This is a genomic window from Rhizobium sophoriradicis (assembly GCF_003939025.1).
Classification (GTDB): Bacteria; Pseudomonadota; Alphaproteobacteria; order Rhizobiales; family Rhizobiaceae; genus Rhizobium; species Rhizobium sophoriradicis.
Window position 1 is genome coordinate 98,241 of the sequence record NZ_RQIH01000004.1, and the last position, 22,655, is coordinate 120,895.

The window sequence follows — 22,655 nt, forward strand, 5'->3', positions numbered from 1 at the left end:
TGGATCGAGTGATGTTTCCCAGCCAGGCGCCCGCCCGCTCTGCAAAGCGCCCTGGCAGCGCATGGCTGGCAATTGCCGCTACGATCGCCCTCATTGCCATTCTGCCGATCGGGGGATTGCTTTTCGAAGCCTCGAAGGGCTCGGCGGGTCTTTGGGGGCATCTTTTCTCGACCGTCCTTCCCGTCGCGCTTGTCGACACCGTCATCCTCCTTGCCGGCGTCGGGGTCATCACTGCTGTGGTCGGCACGACGACGGCATGGCTGGTGACGGCCTATGATTTTCCCGGCAGGCGTGCTCTGGAATGGATGCTGCTTCTGCCGCTTGCCGTTCCGACCTACATCGTCGCCTATGCCTATCTGGATATACTGCATCCGATCGGTCCGGTGCAGGATGCCGTGCGCTGGCTGCTCGGCTACGAGAGCCCGCGCCAGTTTCGCCTTCCGGACGTCCGTTCCATGGCCGGCTGCATCCTGCTTCTCGGAATCGTGCTCTATCCCTATGTCTACATCCCAACCCGCGCGATGTTCCTCACCCAATCCGGTAATCTCGTCGATGCGGCCCGCACGCTGGGCACATCTCGCCGCGCGGTCTTCTGGCAGATCGCCCTGCCGCTCGCCCGCCCGGCCGTTGCCGTGGGTATCAGCCTTGCTCTGATGGAAACCTTGAACGATATCGGCGCCGCCGAGTTCCTCGGTGTCCGGACGATCACCGTTTCCATCTACACGACCTGGATCACCCGCTCCGATTTGTCGGGAGCGGCGCAGATCGCCCTTGCCCTTCTTCTCATCGTCGTCGCGATTGTTGCGGTGGAGCGATGGGCGCGACGCAAGCAGCGCTACTCGATCGATGTTCGCCGGATGCGGCGTTTCCAGCCGCGGCGGGTGTCCTTGCCAAAAGGCATACTGCTATTTCTCGGCGGTCTTCTGCCGGTCATCCTCGGCTTCGCCGCGCCCGCGCTCTATCTCCTGATCGAAGCGGCAAAACGCTATCGCTTCGCCGGCATATCCCCCCGCATCATCGATGAGGCCGTGAATACGCTGGTTATCGCTACTTTGGCGACAACGGCGACCGTCATCCTTGGGCTTCTCGCTGCCTACGCGACCCGCCTGCGCCCGGGACAGCCGTCCTCCTGGCTCCTGCGCTGTTCGACAATGGGTTACGCTGCTCCCGGGACCGTGGTCGCCATCGGCGTGCTAACCGTTCTTGCCGGGTTCGATCAGTTTATCGATCGCGCCGCGCTTTCCCTGTTTGGCGTGTCAACTGGCCTGCTCCTTATGGGATCGGGCGCTGCCGTCATATATGCGCTTATCGTGCGGTTTCTGGCCATCTCCGCCGGCGGCATAGAAGCCGGTCTCTCGCGCATTTCCCTGTCGCTTGATCATGCTTCGCGTTCGCTGGGGCAGTCGACCGCAGGCACGCTGCGATACGTGCATTTGCCGCTCTCGAAGGCGGCAATCTCGGCTGCCGCCCTGCTGGTCTTCGTCGATTGTGTGAAAGAGTTGCCGGCGACGCTCCTCCTGCGGCCTCTCAATGTCGAGACTTTCGCAACCCATCTTTATGGCGAGGCTGCGAGAGGCACTTACGAAGAGGCCTCGATTGCCGCGCTCGCCATTGTGCTGATCGGCATTCTGCCGGCCATTCTGCTGTCGCGGATCGGACGCATCCGCTAGCCGGCCGACCACGACCTTCAGGCAAAGCTCAGTCAGAACGACGGTCAGGGCGGCGGAAGATCGCTTCCGAGATTGATGAGACGTGCGCGATTTCCAGAAATCGACGTCGCCGACTTGACGACTCCCGCCGTTTGCGAAATGCTAAGATGTCAGACCAATTTGACGACTGCCTAGAAGAAAATGGGGAACCATGAAGGCAAATCGTAGCGACAGGCCGGTGATCCGGCCGCTTCCCGTCATGGATCGGGCGCGGCAGGTGACCGATGCCTTGGCGGATTATGTCGAAGAAGCGCGGCTGCAGGCGGGGGACCGGCTGCCGGCCGAGCGTGAACTGATGGCCGCACTTGCCGTCGGGCGTTCGACCATTCGCGAGGCGATCCGGCATTTCCAGGCGCTCGGCGTCATCGAGACGCGCAAGGGCAGCGGCACCTATCTGTTGAAGCCCGTTTCCAGGGCGACGATCCACATGCCGCTGTCTTTCGATGCGGCGCACCTGCGCGACGCGCTGCTGCAGACGCTGCAGGTTCGCCGTGGCATCGAATGCGAGGCGGGCATGGTAGCGGCGCGGCGGCGCACGGCCAAGGACCTCATCGTCATCGAGGAAAAACTCAACGCGATGGAGCGGGTGCACCTGGAGAAGGGCACCTCGGGACCGGAGGATCTGGCCTTCCATCTCGCCGTCTACGACGCCACTCACAATCCGCTGTTTCGCCAGCTGCTCGAGCAGATGCGCGAAACCTTCGAGCGCTTCTGGGAGCATCCCTTCGACCGGCAGGATTTCGCCCGCCGGTCCTTTCCCTTTCACCGCACCCTTTTTAACGCCATTGCCGCCGGGGATGCCGAGGCGGCGCGGGCGGAAACATTGAAAATTCTCGACATCGTCGAAGAAGACATCAAGGAAATGTCCAAATGAGCAGTGGCGCAGACCCGTTCGATCTTGCCTCCCTCATCACAGCCCACGACGACGGCAATTTCGCCGACGCCGTCGTGCCGCCGATTTTCCAGACCTCGCTTTTCACCTTTTCCGATTATGACGAGATGATTACCGTCTATCGCGGCGAGAAGGTGCGGCCGACCTATACGCGCGGGCTGAACCCGACGGTGCGCGCTTTCGAGGAGATGCTGGCCAAGCTCGAGGGCGCGGAGGATGCGCTGGGTTTTGCGAGCGGCATGGCGGCGATCTCATCGGCGGTTTTGAGCTTCGTCGAGCCGGGCGATCGCATCGTCGCCGTCAAACATGTCTATCCCGATGCCTTCCGCCTGTTCGGCACCATCCTGAAGCGGATGAAGATCGAGGTGACCTATGTCGACGGGCGCGACGAGGAGGCGGTCGCCGCGGCGTTGCCCGGTGCCAAACTCCTCTACCTGGAAAGCCCGACGAGCTGGGTGATGGAGGCGCATGACGTCGGTGCGCTCGCAGCCCTTGCCAGGCGGCACGGCGTCCTCTCGATGATCGACAACAGCTGGGCAAGCCCGTTTTTCCAGCGGCCGCTGACGCTCGGCGTCGATCTCGTCATCCATTCGGCCTCGAAATATCTCGGTGGCCACAGCGATGTGGTGGCGGGCGTGGTCGCCGGTTCGAAGGAAATGATCGCCCGCATCAAGGCCGAGGCCTATCCCTATCTCGGCGGCAAGCTTTCGCCCTTCGACGCCTGGCTGCTGATCCGCGGCCTGCGCACGCTGCCGCTGCGCATGAAGGCGCATGAGGCCTCGGCGCTGGAAATCGCCAGGCGCCTGCAGCGGCTCGAGGTGGTCGAGACGGTCTGCCATCCCGGGCTCGCCAACCGTCTGCCCGCCGGGCTCAAAGGCACCTCGGGCCTGTTTTCCTTCATCTTCCGCGAGGGCGTCGACATCCGCGCCTTCGCCGACCATCTCAAGCTCTTCAAATTGGGAGTAAGCTGGGGTGGGCATGAAAGCCTGATCGTACCGGGCGAGGTGGTGCTGCAACAGAAGGCACAGCCGAATTCCGCGCAAACCTTCGGCATCCATGCGCGATCCGTACGCCTCCATGTCGGCCTCGAAGGAACCGAGGCGCTGTGGAGAGACATCGAGGAGGCGCTGGCCGCCTCGGAATCCTGAAACCCGAGAGAAACCGAAAAGGGGGAACTGAGCATGAAAAAACTAATAATCTCGACGCTCTTCGCTTCGATGATGGCTGGCACGGCCTTTGCCGATACCACGCTGAAGCTCGTCGAAGTCATCACCAGCCCGGAGCGCACCGAAACGCTGAAATCGATTGTCGGCAAGTTCGAGGCCGCCAACCCCGGCACCAAGGTCGACATCATCTCGCTGCCCTGGAACGAAGCCTTCCAGAAGTTCGCGACCATGGTGTCGGCGGGCGACGTGCCCGATGTGATGGAGATGCCCGATACCTGGTTGTCGCTCTATGCCAATAACGGCATGCTCGAAAGCCTCGAGCCCTATCTCGAAAAGTGGGAGCACACCAAGGAGCTGACGCCGCGCGCCCTCGAACTCGGCCGCGACGTCAAGAATACCGCCTATATGCTGCCATACGGCTTCTATTTGAGGGCGATGTTCTACAACAAGAAGTTGCTCGCCGAAGCCGGCGTCGCCGAGCCGCCGAAGACGCTGGACGAATTCACTGCCGCTTCGGAAAAGGTCTCGAAGCTGCCGGGCAAATATGGCTACTGCATGCGCGGCGGGCCGGGCGGCCTCAACGGCTGGATGATCTTTGCCGCCACGATGGCCGGCTCGAACAAGTACTTTAACGAGGACGGCACCTCAACGATGAACAGCCCCGGCTGGTCCAAGGGCATCGAATGGATGGTCGACCTCTACAAGAAAGGTTATGCGCCGAAGGACAGCGTCAACTGGGGCTTCAATGAAGTCGTCGCCGGCTTCTATTCCGGCACCTGCGCCTTCCTCGACCAGGATCCGGATGCGCTGATCGCCATCGCCGAGCGCATGAAGAAGGAGGATTTCGGCGTCGCGCCGCTGCCGAAGGGGCCCGACGGCAAGTCCTTCCCGACCATCGGTTACGGCGGCTGGTCGATGTTTTCGACCAGCGCCAACAAGGATCTCTCCTGGAAGCTGATCGCCACCCTCGAGGGGCCGGAAGGCAATCTCGAATGGAACAAGCGCATCGGCGCCCTGCCGGCCTATACGTCGGCCGAGAAGGATCCCTTCTACGCCGGTGATCAGTTCAAGGGCTGGTTCGAGGAACTGGCGGACCCGAACACGGTGCCGACTGTGATGCCGACCTATCTCGAGGAATTCGCCTTCTTCAAGGATTCGCTGGCGATCAAGACCTCGCAGCAGGCCTTGCTCGGCGATATCTCGGCCAAGGATCTGGCGGACCAGTGGGCAGACTATCTGACCAAGGCGCAGCAGAAGTTTCTGAGTAAGAAGTAAAAGATAGGGGGCTTTGCGATTGAAGCCCCTCATCCGCCTGCCGGCACCTTCTCCCCGCTGGGGAGAAGAGACTCGTGGCGGCGCCGCATTCCCCTTCTCCCCAGCGGGGAGAAGGTGGCCCGTAGGGTCGGATGAGGGGGCTCCGGTCTCTCCATTCAGAAACATCACGATTTCGAACCGGTAAGACGATGGAAACTGCAATCCGATGACCATTTCCGCCGATATGCTCGACATGCGTCGCGACCGCAGGCCGTGGCTGCGTCGTCTTGCCGATGCTTCGGAGCCCTATCTCTACAGCGCCCCGTCACTGATCCTGATCATCGCGGTCATGCTGGTGCCGCTGACATTGGGTCTCTCCTACGCCTTTCGCGATATCCAGCTGCTCAATCCCTTTTCCGGCGGTTTCGTCGGGCTCGATCATTTCCGCGAGCTTTCTACGGATGCCGCCTTCTACGGGGCGCTGAGGAACACGCTCTGGTGGACCGGCGCCTCCGTCGTCCTGCAGTTCGTCTTCGGGCTCATCCTGGCGCTGCTGCTCGACAAGCCGTTTAAGGGCCGGGCGATCGCCCAGGCGCTGGTCTTCCTGCCCTGGGCTGTGCCGTCCTTTCTCGCCGGCCTCAACTGGGCCTGGCTGTTCAATCCCGTCATCGGGCCGATTCCGCACTGGCTTTTTGCGCTCGGGCTGATGCATGAGCCGGGCAATATCCTTTCCGACCCCAACTATGCGATGTGGGGGCCGATCGTTGCCAATGTCTGGTGGGGCATTCCCTTCTTCGCCATCACGCTGCTGGCCGCCCTTCAGGCGATCCCGCGCGACCTTTACGAGGCGGCGTCGATCGACGGCGCCGGCTGGTTCCAGCGTTTCCGCTCGATCACCCTGCCGTTTCTGGCGCCGACCATCGCCATCACCGTGCTCCTGCGCACCGTCTGGATCTCCAATTTCGCCGATCTGATCGTCGTCATGACCAATGGCGGGCCGGCAGACCGCACGCAGATCGTCGCCAGCTATATCTTCACAACGGCGTTCAAGCGGCTCGATTTCGGTTATGCCTCGGCGATCGCACTGGTGCTGCTGGCACTGCTCTTGACCTATTCGATGCTGATCATCCTGCTGCGGCAGACACTGCTGAACAAGGATTGAGCCGATGAGACGATCCGCCGTTCCCACCATCGCGCACCGCCTGGCGATCCTCTGCTACATCGCCTTCGCGCTCTTTCCGCTGTTCTGGCTGCTGAAGGTCTCGGTCACGCCGAATGACCTGCTTTATAGCGAAGGCGTGCGCATGTGGCCGTCGCGCACGAGCTGGGATCACTATGCCTTCGTGCTGCAGCACAGCGCCTTTCCGACCTTCTTCAAGAACAGCCTGATCGTCTCGGCCTCGACGGCGGTAACGGTGACGGTCTGCGCCTCGCTCTCCGGCTATGCCCTGTCGCGCTTCAATTTCCGGGCGAAATACTGGATCGTCGCCTTGATGCTGCTCACCCAGATGTTCCCGCTAGTGATGCTAGTCGCGCCGATCTTCAAGATTCTGTCGCCCTTACATCTGACCAACAGCCTGACCGGCCTCGTCATCGTCTACACCGCCTTCAACGTGCCTTTCGCCACCTTCCTGATGCAGTCCTTCTTCGACGGAATCCCCAAGGATTTGGAAGAGGCGGCGATGATCGACGGGGCGACGCAATTCACCGCCTTCCGGCAGATCATATTGCCGCTGACGCTGCCTGGCATCGCCGCCACCCTCGGCTTCGTCTTCACCGCCGCCTGGAGCGAGCTGCTCTTCGCGCTGATGCTGATCAACGGCAACGATGCAGCGACCTTTCCGGTCGGGCTTCTCACCTTCGTCTCGAAATTCTCGGTGGATTTCGGGCAGATGATGGCGGCGGGCGTCATGGCGCTCATTCCGGCCGGCCTCTTTTTCCTGCTCATCCAGCGTTATCTCGTCCAGGGCCTGACGGCCGGCGCGGTCAAGGGTTAAACAAATGGCATCGATCGATATCCAGAATATCCGCAAAGCCTATGGCCATGTGCAGGTGCTGCACGGCGTCGACCTCGAAATCCGGGACGGCGAATTCGTCGTGCTGGTTGGCCCCTCCGGCTGCGGCAAGTCCACGCTCTTGCGCATGATTGCCGGGCTGGAGGATGTCACATCGGGTGAAATCCGTATTGCCGGCGCCAGAGTAAACGAGCGGCATCCGAAAGACCGCGACATCGCCATGGTCTTCCAGTCCTATGCGCTCTATCCGCATATGAATGTCGCCGGTAATATGAGCTACAGCCTGAGGCTGCGGAAGACGGCCAAGGAGAAGATCGCCAGTGCCGTCTCCGCAGCCGCCGCCAAGCTCGGCCTCGATCCGCTGCTCGAACGCAGGCCGAAGGCGCTTTCCGGCGGCCAGCGCCAGCGCGTCGCCATGGGCCGCGCCATTGTGCGCCAGCCGAAGGCATTTCTGTTCGACGAGCCGCTGTCCAACCTCGATGCGCGGCTGCGCGAACAGATGCGGGCCGAAATCAAGAAACTGCACAGCGAGCTGAAGGCGACCTCGATCTATGTCACCCATGACCAGATCGAGGCGATGACGCTGGCGGACCGGATCGTCGCCATGCATGGCGGGGTCGTCCAGCAGGTCGGCAGCCCGTTGGAACTCTATGACCGCCCCGCCAATCTCTTCGTCGCCGGCTTCATCGGTTCGCCGGGGATGAATTTTCTCGACGCCACCTATGAAGCAGGTGGTGTGAGGCTGAAGGACGGCACGGTCGTGCCGCTTGCAAAGCCGCTGCCGCTGGCGGATGGTGCCAAGGTGACGCTCGGCATCAGGCCGGAGCATGTGCCGATGACGAATGACGGCGCGGGGCTTGCCACCGACGTCGAGCTCGTCGAACCTACCGGCTTCGGCATTATCCTGCACCTTGCCCTGCACGGCCTGCCGTTCAAGATCTTCACATTGGACCGCGAGGCGCTGAAGGCAGGCCCGACGGTCAACGTGGCTTTTCCGCCCCAGTACCTGCATGTGTTCGATGCCGAAGGAAAGCGTGTCGGCTGAACGGTCAATCCTCACCCGCTGCGGGCGGAAAAATCTTTTGCCGCGTCGGCCGTGCGGGCTATACCACTGGGGTGATCTCGCTGGATTGGATTGATATGACCGACACTGTTCTCGACCGCTTTCTCCGTTACGTCGTGATCGACACCCAATCCGATCCCGCCTCGTCGACGCAGCCGACCACCGAAAAGCAGAAAGATCTCGGCCGGCTCCTGGTCGATGAACTTTTGAAGATCGGCCTTGCGGACGCGCATCTGGACGAACACGGTTATGTCTATGCGACCATTCCTGGAAATAGCGACAAGCCGGTGCCGGTCATCTGTTTCTGCTCGCATATGGATACGGCGCCCGATTTCACAGGCGCCAAAGTCAAGCCGCAGATCGTCCGGAACTATGCCGGCGGCGATATCGAACTGTCAGGCGATCCAAGCCGGGTGATCCGCGTCGCCGAGCATCCCGAGCTCAACAATCAGATCGGCAATGACATCGTCACCACTGACGGCACGACATTGCTCGGCGCCGACGACAAGGCCGGGCTGGCGGAAATCATGACCGCGGCCCAGATCCTCGTCGACAATCCCGATATCCGGCACGGGACGATCAAGATCCTGTTCACGCCCGACGAGGAGGTCGGCCGCGGCGTCAACAAGGTCGATTTGAAGAAACTCGGCGCCGACTTCGCCTATACGATGGACGGCGAGACGGCCGGCCATATCGAGGACGAGACCTTTTCGGCCGACGGCGTCGAGATCGGCATCTCAGGCGTGGCGATCCATCCGGGCTTCGCCAAGGACCGCATGGAAAACGCCATCAAGATCGCCGGCGCCATCATCGATAGGCTGCCGAAGGACGTGGCACCGGAGACCACCGAGGGAAAGCAGGGCTTCATTCATCCGGTCGGCGTGACCGGCTCGATGGAAAAGGCGTCGCTGAGCTTTATCATCCGCGATTTTACCGAGGAGGGGCTGATTGAAAAGGAGGCCATGCTCGAAGCTATCGTCAAGGAGGTCATGGCTGCCTATCCCGGCTCGAGCTTTCATTTTGAGGTGACGGAGCAGTATCGCAACATGAAGGTGGTGCTCGACGGTCACCCGGAGATCGTCGAAAACGCGCTTGAAGCCGTGCGCCGGGCCGGCATGACGCCGGTGCGCGGCAGCATCCGCGGCGGAACGGACGGCTCGCGCCTCTCCTTCATGGGCCTGCCGTGCCCGAACATCTTCGCCGGCGGCCATGCCTTCCATTCGCCGCTCGAATGGGTGAGCCGCCAGGATATGGAAAAGGCCGTCAAAACCATCGTTGAGCTTGCGCGGGTCTGGGAAGAGCGCGCTTAAGGCGCTCTTTCGCGGAGACATCACAATGGCGGGTTAGCCGCCGTTCGCCGCAACGCTTCCGCGCAACATAACGCTGTCATAGGCGGGGCGGGGCGTGGGAATGGCGACCGGCATGCCCGGCTCAGGCACGATCGAGGTTTCCGGCTGGGTCACCGGCGCCGTTATCCGCATCGGTGCCGTGCTCGCCGTGGCCATGGGATCAGGCGCCGGCAAAGGAACGGGGACGGCCGAGGGGATCAGCGCCTCAAATTGCGGCGGCAGCATGCTTTCGCCGGGGACGTAATTCATCGCCACTTCATAGGAGGGCAGCGGCGGCGGCGTTTCGAGCATGCCGTTGGAGTCGCGCTTCTCGTAGAAGGCGTTGCCGCCGGCGACCGTCACATAATGCATGTTGTCGTAGGGGAATTTCAGCCCGTCGGTGTGGAAGAACATCGCATCCTTCACCGCCGGATGGCGCGCGCCCTTCAGCAGGATCGCATCGGCCGCGGTGGCAAGCTCAGGTTCAGCCTGCGGCTTGACCTCGCGGGTCATGACGCCGGGCGCAAACTGCCGCTCCTGGGCGACGACACCACAGATCGATTGAGGATAGGCGCCGGACGTCAGCCTGTTCATGACGACGGTGCCGACGGCGAGATAGCCGTCTTCATCGGAATGCCGCGATTCGAAATACATCGCACGCTTCAGGCAATCGCGATCTTTTGCCGTATAATTGAAAGCGACTTTCGTCGGTTGAACCTTGGTCTTGGCCGCCGTCGTCGCCGGCTTCGGTGTTGTGGTGCAGCCCGCGGCCGCCAGTCCTACGAATAAAATCCCGATCAGGGATTTTCCAAAGGAAATCTCCGCCCTCAACGCCAAGTGCCTCCTATGGGATTAGTCCAGCCCTTTATGATTAACGCGAAAAAACTTTTACTCGTCATATGACTGAAATACAAACAACCAGAGATAACAAATACCAAAATCGACTCTCGCCACAAGCGATCTCGTCGGCGAGTCTCCGATTGACTGCTGCATAATTCCGAAAATTTAACGAATTATGCAGCAGCGCAAACTGCGGCCGCCCTCTTTTCCCCTGATCCGGTCAGCTGCGAAACAGCTTCCAGCGGGTCGGCTTAAACGCCACCCGGTGGCGATCGAGCCGGTCGGCCTCGCTCGGCGGCAGCTCGATTTCGATGTGCGGGCGATCGTTGCCGATATCGAGTTCGATATGGCGCGTGCCGGCCACGCGGCGGCTGGAGACCGGTTGCCCGACAATGCAGTTTTCCGCCGATTCGCAGAGCCTGACGTCATGCGGGCGGAAGTAGAGCTGCGCAGGCCCATCGGGCTCACCCTCGGCATTGAGGCCGAGCGAGCGGCCTTCGAAGCGGATGTCGCCGTCTGCGATTTCGACCTGCAGGCAATTCGACTGGCCGATGAAGCCGAAGACGAAGGGCGAGTTAGGGTTGTCGTAGACCTCGTCAGGCGTGCCGACCTGTTCGATCGCGCCCTGGCTCATGACGACGACGCGGTCGGCAAGCTCCAGCGCCTCGTCCTGGTCGTGCGTGACGAAGACGGTCGTGTGGCCGGTGCGGTCGTGGATTTCGCGCAGCCATTTGCGCAGGTCCTTGCGCACCTGAGCGTCGAGCGCGCCGAAGGGTTCATCAAGCAGCAGCACGTTCGGCTCGACGGCCATGGCGCGGGCGAGCGCCACGCGCTGGCGTTGGCCGCCGGAAAGCTGCGCGGGATAACGTGTTTCAAGGCCGGAAAGCTGCACGAGGTCGAGCAGCTCCAACGCCCGCCGGCGGATGTCGGCCTTGGCAGGACGCCGTGCGCCTTTTCTGACCCTCAACCCGAAGGAGACGTTGTCGAGCACCGTCATGTAGCGGAACAGAGCATAGTGCTGGAAGACGAAGCCGATATTGCGCTGCTGCACTGATTTCTTCGAGGCGTCCTCGTCGCCGAAGAAGATCTGCCCCTCCGTGGGGCTTTCCAGGCCGGCGATCAGGCGCAGCAATGTCGTCTTGCCGGAACCCGAAGGACCGAGCAGGGCGATCAGCTCGCCGGAGCGGATGCCGAGCGAGACATCGTGCAGTGCCGGAAATCGCTCGAATTCCTTGCGAATGTTTTGAACGCGTACTTCCATTGCAAATCCTTCAGTGCCGCCGGCTGGCGGAAATTTCCGCGCTGTACCGCATTTCCAGCAGCGTCTTCAAAACAAGAGTCACGAGCGCGAGCAAGGCCAAAAGCGTGGCCACGGCAAAAGCGCCGGTGAAATTATATTCGTTATAGAGAATCTCGACCTGCAGCGGCATGGTGTTGGTCTGGCCGCGAATATGGCCCGAGACCACCGAAACGGCGCCGAACTCGCCCATGGCGCGGGCGTTGCACAGCAGCACGCCGTAGAGCAAGCCCCATTTGATGTTCGGCAGCGTCACATGCCAGAAGGTCTGCCAGCCGCTGGCGCCGAGCGAAAGGGCTGCCTCCTCGTCGGCCGTTCCCTGTTCCTGCATCAGCGGGATCAGTTCGCGGGCGACGAAGGGGAAGGTGACGAACATCGTCGCGAGGATCAGTCCGGGCACGGCGAACAGGATCTTGATGTCGTTGGCGCTGAGCCACTGGCCAAGCCAGGTGTTGGCGCCGAACAGAAGCACGAAGACCAGGCCTGAGATGACGGGGGAGACGGAGAAGGGCAGGTCGATCAGCGTCGTGAGAAACGCCTTGCCCTTGAACTCGAATTTGGCGATCGCCCAGGCGGCGGCGATCCCGAAGACGAGGTTGAGCGGCACGCTGACGCCGGCGACGATCAGCGTCAGCCGGATCGCCGAAAAGGTTTCGGCATCCTGCAGCGCTTCGATGAAGGGGCCGGCTCCCTTGCGGAAGGCCTCGACGAAGACGGCGGCAAGCGGCAGCAGCAGGATCAGCAGCAGGAAGACCAGCGAAAGGGTGATCAGGCTGTAGCGCGCGATCCGGTGTTCAGTCGTCACCGATCGCAGCTTGACGGATTGTCCGGTCGTATCAAGCGCCATAGCCGTACCTCCGCCTGCTCCAGCTCTGGATGAGGTTGATGACCAGCAGCATGGCGAAGGAGAGGATCAGCATGATCGCTGCAATGCCGGTCGCCGCCGCGTAATTATATTCTTCGAGTTTGATGATGATCAGCAGCGGCGCGATCTCCGATTTGAACGGCAGGTTGCCGGCGATGAAGATGACCGAACCATATTCGCCGACGCCGCGGGCAAAGGCGAGCGCGAAACCGGTGAGCACGGCCGGCGCCAGCCCCGGCAGCAGGACGCGGAAAATCGTCTGGAAGCGGTTGGCGCCGAGCGTCGCGGCGGCCTCCTCGACCTCCTTGTCGATTTCCTCCATCACCGGCTGCACGGTGCGCACGACGAAGGGCAGGCCGACGAAGATCAGCGCCACGACGATGCCGGCCGGCGTGAAGGCGATCTTGATACCGAGCGGCGTCAGGAATTGGCCAACCCAGCCGTTCGGCGCATAGAGCGTCGTCAGCGCGATGCCGGCAACCGCGGTCGGCAGTGCGAAGGGCAAGTCGACCATCGCATCGATGACGCGCTTGCCGGGGAAGCGGTAGCGCACCAGCACCCAGGCGAGGATGATGCCGAAGACGGCATTGACGATCGCGGCGATGAAGGCGCTGCCGAAGCTGATGCGCAGCGCATTCAGCGTGCGCGGATCGAGCGCGATCGACCAGAATTTCTCCCAGCCGAGCGCGCTCGACCGGACGGCAAGGCCGGAGAGCGGAATGAGGATCAGAAGGGTGAGCCAGGTCAAGCTAAGGCCGAGCGCCATTCCGAAACCCGGAATAACGCTCGGCCGCCTGAACCGCCACCGCGTGGGGCTATGTGCTTTCATGAAGTCTATTATTGGGCCAGCTTGTAGATTTGGTCAAATACGCCGCCGTCACCGAAGAATTTCGGCTGCGCTTCCTTCCAGCCGCCGAAATCGTCGATGGTGGCAAGCGTCAGCTTCGGAAAGCGGGCAATGTCGGCCGGATCGGCAGCTTCGGGCTTGATCGGCCGGTAATAATGCTTGGCGGCGATCTTCTGGCCTTCGTCCGAATAGAGATAGTTGAGATAGGCTTCGGCGACCTTGCGCGTGCCCTTCTTGTCTACATTGCCGTCGACGATCGCGACCGGCGGGTCGGCGCGGATCGAGAATGACGGCGTCACGATCTCGAACTGGTCGGGGCCGAGTTCTTCGAGCGAAAGATAGGCTTCGTTTTCCCAGGCGAGCAGCACGTCGCCGAGGCCGCGCTGAACGAAGGTGGTCGTGGCGCCGCGGGCACCGGTATCGAGGACCGGAACATGCTGCAGCAGTTTCGTCACATAGTCTTGCGCCTTGGCGTCGTCGCCGCCATTGGCCTGCTTGGCCCATGCCCAGGCGGCGAGGAAGTTCCAGCGAGCACCGCCCGAGGTCTTCGGGTTCGGCGTGATCACCTGCACGTCGTCCTTGACCAGGTCGGCCCAATCCTTGATGCCCTTCGGGTTGCCCTTGCGAACCAGGAAGACGATCGTCGAGGTATAGGGCGTCGAGTTGTTCGGGAACTTGGTTTTCCAGTCGGCGGGGATCTTGCCGGTCGCCTTAGCGATCGCATCGATATCGCCCTCGAGCGCCAGCGTGACGACGTCGGCGTCGAGGCCGTCGATCACCGAACGGGCCTGGGCGCCGGAACCGCCGTGCGAGGCCTTGATCGTCACGGTTTCCCCATTGTCCTTCTGCCACTTGGCGGCAAAGGCGGCATTGAAATCCTTGTACAATTCGCGGGTCGGATCATAGGAAACGTTAAGCAGCGCCTGATCTGCGAAAACGGGAGCAATGCTCCCGACCACGAAGCTGCCTGCCATGACCGCGGCCGCGAGAAGCCGGGTGAACCGTTTTGTCTGCATTGGGACCCTCCTGTTTGTGCCTTAACTCTATCAAGTCAGTCGTATAATGAAACGAAATGTCTTTCAGATTTGGTGGGTCTGTTAGAATGTCATTCCATTTACAGGCCGATTTGGAAATGGACCCGCCGAAGTTGGCCGCGGCCAATCGTTCGCTCGCCCCCATCCCGCCGCAGAACCGTGTTTTTTCTGCCACAGTTCCTCCACAAGCGACGGCGGCAGTGCTGATTTCTGCCTGGATTTTGCCGCGATGACACTTGCGGATTCCTATATGGCGGCGGTGCGGTCGTATTTGCCGGCCGCTACGTGGGGGCATCCCTTGAAATGCGCCTCGCATTCCAAACCTGTTAGGGCCACTTAAAATGAATATCAGAACTATCCTTTTTGCCTCCGTTGCCGCCCTTGCCGCGGCCTCCGGAGCACACGCAGCCGACGCCATCGTGGCGGCGGAACCCGAGCCTGTGGAATATGTTCGCGTTTGCGACGCCTACGGCACCGGCTATTTTTATATTCCGGGAACGGAAACATGCCTTACGATCGGCGGTTACATCCGTACCGAAGTGCGCTTCGGTGACCAGATCTCCGGCGATTCCGATGTAAACTTCTGGACGCGCGGTCAGGTCACCTTCCAGGCCAAGAACGACACCGAGTTCGGCACGCTGACCGGCGTCATGACGCTGCGTTACAATGCCGACAACGCCTCCGATCAGGAAGCGCTGCTGGATGAAGGCTATATCGACATTGCCGGCTTCCGCGCTGGTAAACTCTACAGCTGGTGGGATGACGACATGAGCGGCGAGACCGATACGCTCGCCAGCAACGAGACGACCCACAACTCGATCCGTTATCAGTACGAGGCTGGCGCTTTCGCGGCCGGCATTTCGGTCGACGAACTGGAAGAAGACTACGCCACCAAGCCGGGCGAAGGCCCGAACAACTTCGGTGTCGCAGGCCAGGTCTCCTACAAGGCCGGCGCCGTCAGCGCTTACCTGCTTGCCGGTTATGACACCGACACCAGTGAAGTTGCTGTCCGCGGTATCATCTATGCCGACATCGGCCCGGGCACCCTCGGCATCGCCGGCATCTGGGCAAGCGGCGCCAACTACTACTACGAAGAGTCCGAATGGACGATCGCAGCCGAATACGCTCTGAAGATCAACGACAAGTGGTCGGTCACCCCCGGCTTCCAGTACTTCGAAAACATCGCTCTCGAAGCTGACGGCAATGGCTTCACCGGCGGCAGCGCCTACACAACCGGTGTCACGATCGACTACCAGATCGTCGAAGACCTGCGTTCGAAGCTCAGCGTGCAATATCACGATGAGGACGAAGGCGACGACGAAGTGTTCGGCTTCCTGCGCTTCCAGCGCGATTTCTAAGATCGTCTCGTTGCAGACGACCGGGCGCGGCCTTCGGGCCGCGCCTTTTTCATACCCCGGAATCGGCGATGAAGTCGGAATAGAATTCGTCGGCCGTCCTTGCCTTGCGCATGGAGGCGAGCACGCCGTCCGATTGCAGCCGCCGCGCGATAGCCGACAGCACGTTCAGATATTCGCCGCGGTTGTTCTCCCCGAAAAGCAGCACGACGGCGATGTCGGCCGGGATATCGTCGATCGCCTCGAAATCCAGCGGCCGGGAAAAGCGGAGGAGAAGACCGCGCGGGCTGCTCATGCCGTCGATCGCCGCATGCGGAATGGCGATGCCGTTACCGATCCCGGTGGAGCCGAGCTTTTCACGGGTTTCGAGCGCCTTCAGAATGATCTGCGCGTCGACGGAAAGGGCCATGGCTGCCTTGTCCGCGATGGTCTGCAGCGCCCGCCATTTCGTCGGAGCCGACACGCCGATGAAAGTGTGTTCCGGCCGGATGATGTTGGGAAGGTTCATGTCATTCTCGATATAGTCGGCTCGAAGGTCGTCAATGGGAAGGGCAGGGATGTCAGTCCGGTTCTCTGAGCCGGTAGCCGACGCCGGTCTCGGTGGTTATATAGTGCGGCTGATCCGGAATTTTCTCGACCTTTTGCCGCAGCTGCCTGATGTAAACGCGCAGATATTGCACGTCGGCCGCCGGCCCCCATACCTGCTTCAATAGAAACTGGTGTGTCAGCACCTTGCCCGCATGCTGGGCGAGCACGCGCAGGATGTCGTATTCCTTCGGCGACAGTTTTAGTTCCACACCATCGACCTTAACGATGCGCTTGACGAGATCGATCGACAGCCCGCCGGTCTGGAAGATCGCCTTTTCCCCCTGTTGCTGCAGCCGGTGGCGCAGCGCCACGCGGATGCGGGCACCGAGCTCGTTGATGCCGAAAGGCTTGGTGACGTAATCGTCGGCGCCGCTTTCCAGCGCCTTGACGATGCCGGCTTCGTCGGTGCGGCTGGACAGGATGACAACAGGCATCGCAAGCCCTGCGTCGCGCCACTCCTGCAGGAGGTCATGGCCCGGCGTGTCGGGCAGGCCAAGGTCGAGCACGACGAGGTCGGGCATGTCGCCCGTGACCGACCGGCGGGCGCTTTCGGCGTTCGGCGCCTCCTGCACCTCGTAGCCCTGCGCGGTCAGGCCGACGCGGAGCAGCTTGCGGATCGGCGGCTCGTCGTCGACGACGAGAATTTTGACGGCTGAACCGGTCATTTGAGTTCATCCAGTTTCGGAATGTCGGTGGGTTTCGGCAGGTGGATGGTGAAGACGGCGCCCGGCCGGCCCCGTCGGTTGCCGGCCGTGATCGTGCCGCCCATCGCCTCGATGAAGCCGCGGCAGATGGACAGGCCAAGCCCGGTGCCGGCGCGCACCCGGTCGCCCTTGCGCACCCGGTAGAAGGTATCGAAGATGCGGTCAAGGTCGGCCGGCGGGATGCCGGGGCCCTCGTCCGAAACCTGCACAACGACATTGTCGGCATCGGCCCAGCCTTCGATCTGGATCACCGATCCCTCGGGCGCGTATTTGGCGGCATTGTCGAGCAGGTTGAAGATCACCTGCTCGAACAGCACCGGATCAACCCGCACCATCGGCAGCTCGGCGGGGATGCTCATCTCGGTCTTGTGGTGCTCGAGGATCTTTGCGGCGCGGGCGAGCGCCGTGCCGACGATATCGCCGGCATAGTGCGGCGCAGAGTTCGGCTCCATTGCCCCGGACTCGATCTTGGTCATGTCGAGCAGATTGGCGATGAAACGGTTGAGGCGCTCCGATTCGTCGACGACGGTGGAAAGCAACTCGGCGCGATCCTCCTCCGGCATCGAGGCGAAGTAATCGCGCAGCGTGCCGGCGGCGCCGAGGATGGCGGCGAGCGGCGTCTTCAGATCATGCGAGATCGAGGTGAGCAGGGCCGAACGCAGCCGGTCGGCCTCGGCCGCAAGCCTTGCCCGGTCGACATCGGCGACGAGCTGGACGCGTTCGATGGCAAGGGCGGCCTGGTCGGCCAGCGCGCCGAGCAGCCGCTGCTGCTCGGGCGTCAGCAGCGGCCCGTCACGGCGATCGCTGTCGAGGCCGATGACGCCGACGGCGGCGCGCCCGGTTCTGAGCGGCACGTAAAGGCGCTTTGCGCCGGGCAGGGTATCGGCGCCGCGGCCAGCGGCGTGATTGTGCTCCCAGGCCCAGCGGGCGGCGGCGATATCGGCGTCGTCGAGCGTATCATCGGGCGGATAACCGGCCTTGACGGCGATGCTGCCTTCCTCGGGGAGCAGCAGCACGACGCGAACCTTCAGCATCGAGGCGAGCTGGAAGGCGGTCGCCCAGAGCACGTCGTCAAGCGTGCCGGTGCCGGCAAGCTTCTTCGAAAAGAGATAGAGGTCTTCGGTCGTGCGCGCCCGCTGCCGGGCGGCCGCCGCCTGGCGCTGCACGGTCGCGGTCAGATTGCTGGCGATGATGGCGACGCCCAGGAAGAAGAAGAAGGCGAGCACGCTTTCCGGATCGCTGATCGTCAGCGTGTAGCGCGGCGGCAGGAAGAAGAAGTTGAAGGACAGCGCGCCTAGAATGCAGCTGTAGAGCGCCGGCCGCAGGCCGTGGAGCACGGCGGAGGTCAGCACCGCCATCAGAAACACCAGCGCGAGGTTGCGCACATCAAGCACCTGGTCGAGCACGATGCTGATGCCGAGCGCGATGGCGACATAGATGGTCGCCAGCAGATAGGCTTTGATATCCAGCTGCGGCGCGGTGGCGGCGGCCTTGATGCCGCGCGCGGTGGTGCCGTCCTTCTCGTTGCCCGATATGACGTGGACGCTGATCTCGCCGGTCTTGCGGATCAGATCGTCGGTGATCGAGCGGGCCCACCAGTCACGCCATGTCGGCTTCTTCGGGGCGCCGATGACGATGTGGGTGACGTTGTTGGCGGTGGCATGGCGGACGAGTTCTTCGGCCACCTCGCGGCCGGGAATGGTGATCGCCTCGCCGCCGAGCTGTTCGGCAAGCCGCAGTGTCGAGGCGATCGTATCGCGCTCGGCTTCGCTGAGGTTGATCGAGCGGCTGGTCTCGATATAGACGGCCGCCCAGGGCGCGCGCAGGCGCGAGGCCATGCGGGCGGCGTAGCGCACCAGCGAGGCCGAGCGCGGGTGGTGATCGACCGAGACGAGGACGCGTTCGCCCGCCGCCCAGGGGCCGGAGATGGCGTGAGCCTGCATATGGGTCAGCAGCTGGTCGTCGACGCGCTGGGCGGTCTTGCGCAGTGCCAGCTCCCTGAGCGCCGTCAGGTTGCCCGGCGTGAAATAATTGGTCAGCGCCCGTTCGGCGGTGCGAGGCATATAGACCTTGCCGTCATGCAGCCGCTTGATCAGATCGTCCGGCGTCAGATCGATGATCTCGACATCGTCGGCCAGGTCGATGATCGAATCCGGCACCGTCTCGCGCACGCGGATGCGGGTGATCTGCGAGACGACGTCGTTGAGGCTTTCGACATGCTGGATGTTCAGTGTCGTATAGACGTCGATGCCGCGATCGAGCAATTCCTTGACGTCGAGGTAGCGTTTCGGATGGCGGCTGCCCTCGGCATTGGTGTGGGCGAGCTCGTCGACCAGAACGAGATCGGGCCGGCGGGCGAGGATGCCGTCGAGATCCATTTCCTCGAGCGCCCGGCCCTTGTAGTCGATTTCGACGCGGGGGATGATCTCGAAACCGGCGACCAGCGCCTCCGTCTCCTTGCGGCCGTGGGTTTCGACGACGCCGATGACGACATCGAGCCCGTCGGCGATCTTGGCGCGGCCGGAGATCAGCATTTCATAGGTCTTGCCGACGCCGGGAGCAGCGCCGAGAAAGATCTTCAGACGACCGCGCGTCTCCGCCCGGGCCTTTTCGAGGAGCGCATCGGGCGAGGGCCTGCCGGCCTGGTCGCGGTTGTCGTCTGGCATGCGTGTTTCTTTCTGCAGATGCCTGTGCTTGGATAAGCGCCAAGCTTCCCGATCCCTCATCACGTCAGGGGGTCGGCATAGGTTGGTTTAGTTGGTGGATGGCTTTCCAGAACCGGGCACTGAGCCGTGAATAGTTCCTTGTGCCGACCCGCCCCCCGTCATGCTCGGGCTTGACCCGAGCATCCATACCGCATCGGTCAGCAGCCACGGGCATGGATCCTCGGGTCAAGCCCGAGGATGACGGAGAGCGGGGTTGGCCTCGTCGCCAAACCCGCACCCACCTTGCCAAACTCACTCAGTCATAGAAGCATCAAGCCTCTGGTTCAACGCCAGAACATTGACGGTGGGTTCGCCGAGAAGGCCGAGCTCGCGGTGGTGAACGGCGCCGTCGACCAGCGCCTTCACTTTGGCCTCGTCAAGGCTCCGCGCCTTGGCGACACGGGCCACCTGGAAGTAGGCGGCCTCCGGCGAAATATCGGGATCGAGGCCGCTGCCCGAAGCGGTGACGAGATCGGCCGGCACCTCGGCGGTCGGGTTTTCCGCCTTGGCCGCCTCATAGTCGCCCTTGACCCGGTCGATCAGTTTCTGGCTGGTCGGGCCGAGGTTGGAACCGCCGGAGGCGGCGGCATTGTAGCCGTCGCCGGCAGCCGAGGGTCGGCCGTGGAAATATTTGTCGCTGGTAAAGGCCTGGCCGATCAGCGTCGAGCCGATCACCTGGCCGTTTTTCTCGACGAGGCTGCCGTTCGCCTGGGTGGGGAACAGGGCCTGGGCCGCGCCGGTCATGGCGAGCGGATAGAGAAGGCCGGTGATCACGGTGGTGGCGACGATCATGACGACGGCGGGGCGCAATTCTTTCAACATTGTTCTGCTCCTTGGAGAGTTCAGGCGGAGACCGGTTCCGGTTAGAAACCGGATCTTCCGCTAAGCGAGGCCGAGGGCTGCGACGGCCAAGTCGATCGCCTTGATGCCGACGAAGGGGACGAGGATGCCGCCGAGGCCGTAGATCAGCAGGTTGCGCGACAGCAGCGCGCCGGCACCGATCGGGCGGTAGCGCACGCCCTTCAAGGACAACGGGATCAGCGCGATGATGATCAACGCGTTGAAGATGATCGCCGAGAGGATGGCGCTTTGCGGCGTCGACAGTCCCATGACGTTGAGCACGCCGAGCTGCGGATAGAAGGTCAGGAACATCGCCGGGATGATGGCGAAGTATTTGGCGATGTCGTTGGCGATCGAAAATGTCGTCAGCGCGCCGCGCGTCATCAGAAGCTGTTTGCCGATCTCGACGATCTCGATGAGCTTGGTCGGATCGCTGTCGAGATCGACCATATTGCCGGCCTCGCGGGCGGCAACCGTGCCGGTGTTCATGGCGACTCCGACATCGGCCTGGGCAAGTGCCGGGGCATCGTTGGTGCCGTCGCCGCACATGGCGACCAGCTTGCCGTTGGCCTGTTCCTCCCGCATCAGCGCCAGTTTCATCTCCGGCGTCGCCTGGGCGAGGAAATCGTCGACGCCGGCCTCGGCGGCGATGGCGGCCGCCGTCAGCGGGTTGTCGCCTGTGATCATCACGGTGCGGATGCCCATGCGGCGCAGCTCCGTGAAGCGTTCGCGGATGCCGCCCTTGACGATATCCTTCAACTGGATGATGCCGAGCAGCCGGCCGTCGCGGGCAACGGCGAGCGGCGTGCCGCCCGATTTGGCGACCTCGTCGGCGATCGCCTGCAACTCGCGGACGACCTCGCCGCCATTCTTCGAGGGCGCATCACCGGCGACATAGGCGAGCACGGTGTCGACCGCACCCTTGCGGATCGAGGCGCCTTCGAGATCGACGCCGCTCATGCGGGTCTGGGCGGTGAAAGGCACGAAGGTCGCCTTGAGGCTCGCCATGTCGCGGCCGCGGATCGCATATTTCTCCTTGGCAAGCACGACGATGGAGCGTCCCTCCGGCGTTTCGTCGGCAAGCGAGGCAAGCTGGGCGGCGTCGGCGAGGTCCTGTTCGGATACGCCGCGCACCGGGCGGAAGCTCGTCGCCTGGCGATTGCCGAGCGTGATCGTGCCGGTTTTGTCGAGCAGCAGCGTGTCGACGTCGCCGGCGGCCTCGACTGCGCGGCCGGACATGGCGAGCACGTTGAAGCGGACGAGGCGGTCCATGCCGGCAATGCCGATCGCCGACAGCAGCGCGCCGATCGTCGTCGGAATCAGGGTGACGAAGAGGGCGACGAGCACGATGATCGGGATCGAGCCGCCGGCATAGATGGCAAAGCTCGGGATCGTCGCGGTGGCGAGCACGAAGATCAGCGTCATGCCGGCAAGCAGGATGTTGAGCGCGATCTCGTTCGGTGTCTTCTGGCGCTGAGCGCCTTCGACCAGCGAAATCATCCGGTCGAGGAAGGTCGAGCCGGCGGCAGCGGTGATGCGCACGCGGATCCAGTCGGACAGTACCTGCGTGCCGCCGGTCACGGCCGAACGGTCGCCGCCGGATTCGCGGATGACGGGCGCGGATTCGCCGGTGATTGCCGCTTCGTTGACGGAGGCGACACCTTCGATGACCTCGCCGTCGGACGGAATGATGTCGCCGGCTTCGACGAGCACGATATCGCCGACCTTGAGGCTGGTGCCCGGCACCATGCGGTAGTCGCTGCCATTATTGCCGGTCAAGAGCTTGGCCTGGGTTTCGGTGCGCGCCTTGCGCAGCGAATCGGCCTGCGCCTTGCCGCGGCCTTCGGCGACAGCTTCGGCGAAATTGGCAAACAGCACGGTGAACCAGAGCCAGAGATTGATCTGGAAGGAGAAGCCGAGATTGCCGTTGCCGGCGGCGAGGTCGCGCAGGAAAAGCACGGTGGTCAGTACCGAAACCGTGGCCACCACGAACATGACCGGGTTTCTGGCGAGTGCGCGCGGGTCGAGCTTTTTGAAGGCGGCGCCGGCGGCCGGAATGAGGATACGAGAATCGACGATGCTCGCGGATGTTGCCTGGCTCATAAGAGACTCCAGCTTGAAACGAGGATGGCGAAGGACCACGGCGATGCAGG

Annotated in this window: 19 protein-coding genes and 1 pseudogene; 9 read left to right on the forward strand and 11 right to left on the reverse strand. The window is 62.6% G+C overall.

The window, feature by feature from the left end; all coding sequences use genetic code 11:
* The first annotated feature begins 11 nt into the window (after window positions 1-11).
* From EFR00_RS07420 to EFR00_RS07435, 4 genes are all read left to right on the forward strand, one after another.
* Window positions 12-1,670 (forward strand): ABC transporter permease, encoded by a 1,659-nt coding sequence (locus EFR00_RS07420; RefSeq protein WP_077989695.1) that lies wholly within the window; start codon window positions 12-14, stop codon window positions 1,668-1,670.
* Between the two features lie 190 nt (window positions 1,671-1,860).
* A complete protein-coding gene (locus EFR00_RS07425; protein ID WP_077989694.1) occupies window positions 1,861-2,583 on the forward strand; it encodes a FadR/GntR family transcriptional regulator in 723 nt (240 codons plus the stop codon).
* A complete protein-coding gene (locus EFR00_RS07430; protein WP_077989693.1) occupies window positions 2,580-3,749 on the forward strand; it encodes a PLP-dependent transferase in 1,170 nt (389 codons plus the stop codon). Before EFR00_RS07425 ends, EFR00_RS07430 begins: the two co-directional genes overlap by 4 nt.
* 33 nt (window positions 3,750-3,782) lie before the next feature.
* On the forward strand, window positions 3,783-5,042 hold the full coding sequence (locus tag EFR00_RS07435) for an ABC transporter substrate-binding protein (protein WP_077989692.1): 1,260 nt from the start codon (window positions 3,783-3,785) through the stop codon (window positions 5,040-5,042).
* 25 nt (window positions 5,043-5,067) lie between these two features.
* Here the strand turns inward: EFR00_RS07435 and EFR00_RS34185 are convergent.
* Window positions 5,068-5,207 (reverse strand): annotated as a pseudogene (locus tag EFR00_RS34185) (endonuclease domain-containing protein); the annotation flags it as partial.
* Window positions 5,208-5,247: 40 nt separating this feature from the next.
* Between EFR00_RS34185 and EFR00_RS07440 the strand changes: the two are divergent.
* From EFR00_RS07440 to pepT, 4 genes are all read left to right on the forward strand, one after another.
* Window positions 5,248-6,183, forward strand: coding sequence for a carbohydrate ABC transporter permease (locus EFR00_RS07440; RefSeq protein WP_077989691.1), 936 nt, complete (start codon window positions 5,248-5,250; stop codon window positions 6,181-6,183).
* 4 nt (window positions 6,184-6,187) lie between these two features.
* Entirely contained in the window at window positions 6,188-7,018 is an 831-nt protein-coding gene (locus EFR00_RS07445) for a carbohydrate ABC transporter permease (RefSeq protein ID WP_040111438.1), read from the forward strand.
* A gap of 4 nt (window positions 7,019-7,022) precedes the next feature.
* Entirely contained in the window at window positions 7,023-8,081 is a 1,059-nt protein-coding gene (locus EFR00_RS07450) for an ABC transporter ATP-binding protein (protein ID WP_077989690.1), read from the forward strand.
* A 95-nt stretch (window positions 8,082-8,176) separates the two neighbouring features.
* Window positions 8,177-9,409, forward strand: a complete 1,233-nt coding sequence (pepT, locus tag EFR00_RS07455) for a peptidase T (RefSeq protein ID WP_077989774.1) — start codon at window positions 8,177-8,179, stop codon at window positions 9,407-9,409.
* A 33-nt stretch (window positions 9,410-9,442) separates the two neighbouring features.
* Here the strand turns inward: pepT and EFR00_RS07460 are convergent, their stop codons facing one another.
* The 5 genes from EFR00_RS07460 to EFR00_RS07480 form a co-directional block, all read right to left on the reverse strand.
* Window positions 9,443-10,258 carry a cell wall hydrolase gene (locus EFR00_RS07460; RefSeq protein ID WP_040111441.1) on the reverse strand — a complete coding sequence of 272 codons (816 nt, stop codon included), beginning with the start codon at window positions 10,256-10,258 and terminating at the stop codon, window positions 9,443-9,445.
* Between the two features lie 229 nt (window positions 10,259-10,487).
* On the reverse strand, window positions 10,488-11,528 hold the full coding sequence (locus EFR00_RS07465; protein ID WP_040111442.1) for a sulfate/molybdate ABC transporter ATP-binding protein: 1,041 nt from the start codon (window positions 11,526-11,528) through the stop codon (window positions 10,488-10,490).
* A gap of 10 nt (window positions 11,529-11,538) precedes the next feature.
* The gene (cysW, locus tag EFR00_RS07470; RefSeq protein WP_040141098.1) at window positions 11,539-12,411 is read right to left on the reverse strand and encodes a sulfate ABC transporter permease subunit CysW; all 873 of its coding nucleotides are present in this window, start codon (window positions 12,409-12,411) and stop codon (window positions 11,539-11,541) included.
* Window positions 12,401-13,258 (reverse strand): sulfate ABC transporter permease subunit CysT, encoded by an 858-nt coding sequence (gene cysT / locus EFR00_RS07475; protein ID WP_040111444.1) that lies wholly within the window; start codon window positions 13,256-13,258, stop codon window positions 12,401-12,403. The genes cysW and cysT overlap by 11 nt, the downstream gene beginning before the upstream one ends.
* Window positions 13,259-13,266: 8 nt before the next feature.
* Entirely contained in the window at window positions 13,267-14,292 is a 1,026-nt protein-coding gene (locus EFR00_RS07480) for a sulfate ABC transporter substrate-binding protein (RefSeq protein ID WP_077989689.1), read from the reverse strand.
* Between the two features lie 359 nt (window positions 14,293-14,651).
* On the opposite strand from EFR00_RS07480, the gene EFR00_RS07485 reads away from it, so the two are divergent.
* Window positions 14,652-15,668: a porin gene (locus tag EFR00_RS07485; protein ID WP_077989688.1), complete on the forward strand. Its 1,017-nt coding sequence runs from the start codon at window positions 14,652-14,654 to the stop codon at window positions 15,666-15,668.
* Between the two features lie 49 nt (window positions 15,669-15,717).
* Here EFR00_RS07485 and EFR00_RS07490 read toward each other — a convergent pair whose 3' ends face one another.
* The 5 genes from EFR00_RS07490 to kdpB all read right to left on the reverse strand — a co-directional run bounded on the left by EFR00_RS07490 (window position 15,718) and on the right by kdpB (window position 22,605).
* Window positions 15,718-16,173: a PTS sugar transporter subunit IIA gene (locus tag EFR00_RS07490; RefSeq protein WP_077989687.1), complete on the reverse strand. Its 456-nt coding sequence runs from the start codon at window positions 16,171-16,173 to the stop codon at window positions 15,718-15,720.
* A gap of 52 nt (window positions 16,174-16,225) precedes the next feature.
* The gene (locus tag EFR00_RS07495; protein ID WP_040141106.1) at window positions 16,226-16,918 is read right to left on the reverse strand and encodes a response regulator transcription factor; all 693 of its coding nucleotides are present in this window, start codon (window positions 16,916-16,918) and stop codon (window positions 16,226-16,228) included.
* Window positions 16,915-19,623, reverse strand: coding sequence for a sensor histidine kinase (locus EFR00_RS07500; RefSeq protein ID WP_077989686.1), 2,709 nt, complete (start codon window positions 19,621-19,623; stop codon window positions 16,915-16,917). Before EFR00_RS07500 ends, EFR00_RS07495 begins: the two co-directional genes overlap by 4 nt.
* 291 nt (window positions 19,624-19,914) lie before the next feature.
* Window positions 19,915-20,484, reverse strand: a complete 570-nt coding sequence (kdpC, locus tag EFR00_RS07505) for a potassium-transporting ATPase subunit KdpC (RefSeq protein ID WP_009990983.1) — start codon at window positions 20,482-20,484, stop codon at window positions 19,915-19,917.
* 60 nt (window positions 20,485-20,544) lie between these two features.
* Window positions 20,545-22,605, reverse strand: a complete 2,061-nt coding sequence (kdpB, locus tag EFR00_RS07510) for a potassium-transporting ATPase subunit KdpB (RefSeq protein ID WP_077989685.1) — start codon at window positions 22,603-22,605, stop codon at window positions 20,545-20,547.
* Window positions 22,606-22,655: the final 50 nt, after the last annotated feature.

What these genes read in the sequence shown, in the direction of transcription:
- EFR00_RS07420 (WP_077989695.1), top strand. Translation starts at nt 12, where the DNA reads ATGTTTCCCAGCCAGGCGCCCGCCCGCTCTGCAAAGCGCCCTGGCAGC.
- EFR00_RS07425 (WP_077989694.1), top strand. Translation starts at nt 1,861, where the DNA reads ATGAAGGCAAATCGTAGCGACAGGCCGGTGATCCGGCCGCTTCCCGTC.
- EFR00_RS07430 (WP_077989693.1), top strand. Translation starts at nt 2,580, where the DNA reads ATGAGCAGTGGCGCAGACCCGTTCGATCTTGCCTCCCTCATCACAGCC.
- EFR00_RS07435 (WP_077989692.1), top strand. Translation starts at nt 3,783, where the DNA reads ATGAAAAAACTAATAATCTCGACGCTCTTCGCTTCGATGATGGCTGGC.
- EFR00_RS07440 (WP_077989691.1), top strand. Translation starts at nt 5,248, where the DNA reads ATGACCATTTCCGCCGATATGCTCGACATGCGTCGCGACCGCAGGCCG.
- EFR00_RS07445 (WP_040111438.1), top strand. Translation starts at nt 6,188, where the DNA reads ATGAGACGATCCGCCGTTCCCACCATCGCGCACCGCCTGGCGATCCTC.
- EFR00_RS07450 (WP_077989690.1), top strand. Translation starts at nt 7,023, where the DNA reads ATGGCATCGATCGATATCCAGAATATCCGCAAAGCCTATGGCCATGTG.
- pepT (WP_077989774.1), top strand. Translation starts at nt 8,177, where the DNA reads ATGACCGACACTGTTCTCGACCGCTTTCTCCGTTACGTCGTGATCGAC.
- EFR00_RS07465 (WP_040111442.1), bottom strand. Translation starts at nt 11,528, where the DNA reads ATGGAAGTACGCGTTCAAAACATTCGCAAGGAATTCGAGCGATTTCCG.
- cysW (WP_040141098.1), bottom strand. Translation starts at nt 12,411, where the DNA reads ATGGCGCTTGATACGACCGGACAATCCGTCAAGCTGCGATCGGTGACG.
- cysT (WP_040111444.1), bottom strand. Translation starts at nt 13,258, where the DNA reads ATGAAAGCACATAGCCCCACGCGGTGGCGGTTCAGGCGGCCGAGCGTT.
- EFR00_RS07480 (WP_077989689.1), bottom strand. Translation starts at nt 14,292, where the DNA reads ATGCAGACAAAACGGTTCACCCGGCTTCTCGCGGCCGCGGTCATGGCA.
- EFR00_RS07485 (WP_077989688.1), top strand. Translation starts at nt 14,652, where the DNA reads ATGAATATCAGAACTATCCTTTTTGCCTCCGTTGCCGCCCTTGCCGCG.
- EFR00_RS07490 (WP_077989687.1), bottom strand. Translation starts at nt 16,173, where the DNA reads ATGAACCTTCCCAACATCATCCGGCCGGAACACACTTTCATCGGCGTG.
- EFR00_RS07495 (WP_040141106.1), bottom strand. Translation starts at nt 16,918, where the DNA reads ATGACCGGTTCAGCCGTCAAAATTCTCGTCGTCGACGACGAGCCGCCG.
- EFR00_RS07500 (WP_077989686.1), bottom strand. Translation starts at nt 19,623, where the DNA reads ATGCCAGACGACAACCGCGACCAGGCCGGCAGGCCCTCGCCCGATGCG.
- kdpC (WP_009990983.1), bottom strand. Translation starts at nt 20,484, where the DNA reads ATGTTGAAAGAATTGCGCCCCGCCGTCGTCATGATCGTCGCCACCACC.
- kdpB (WP_077989685.1), bottom strand. Translation starts at nt 22,605, where the DNA reads ATGAGCCAGGCAACATCCGCGAGCATCGTCGATTCTCGTATCCTCATT.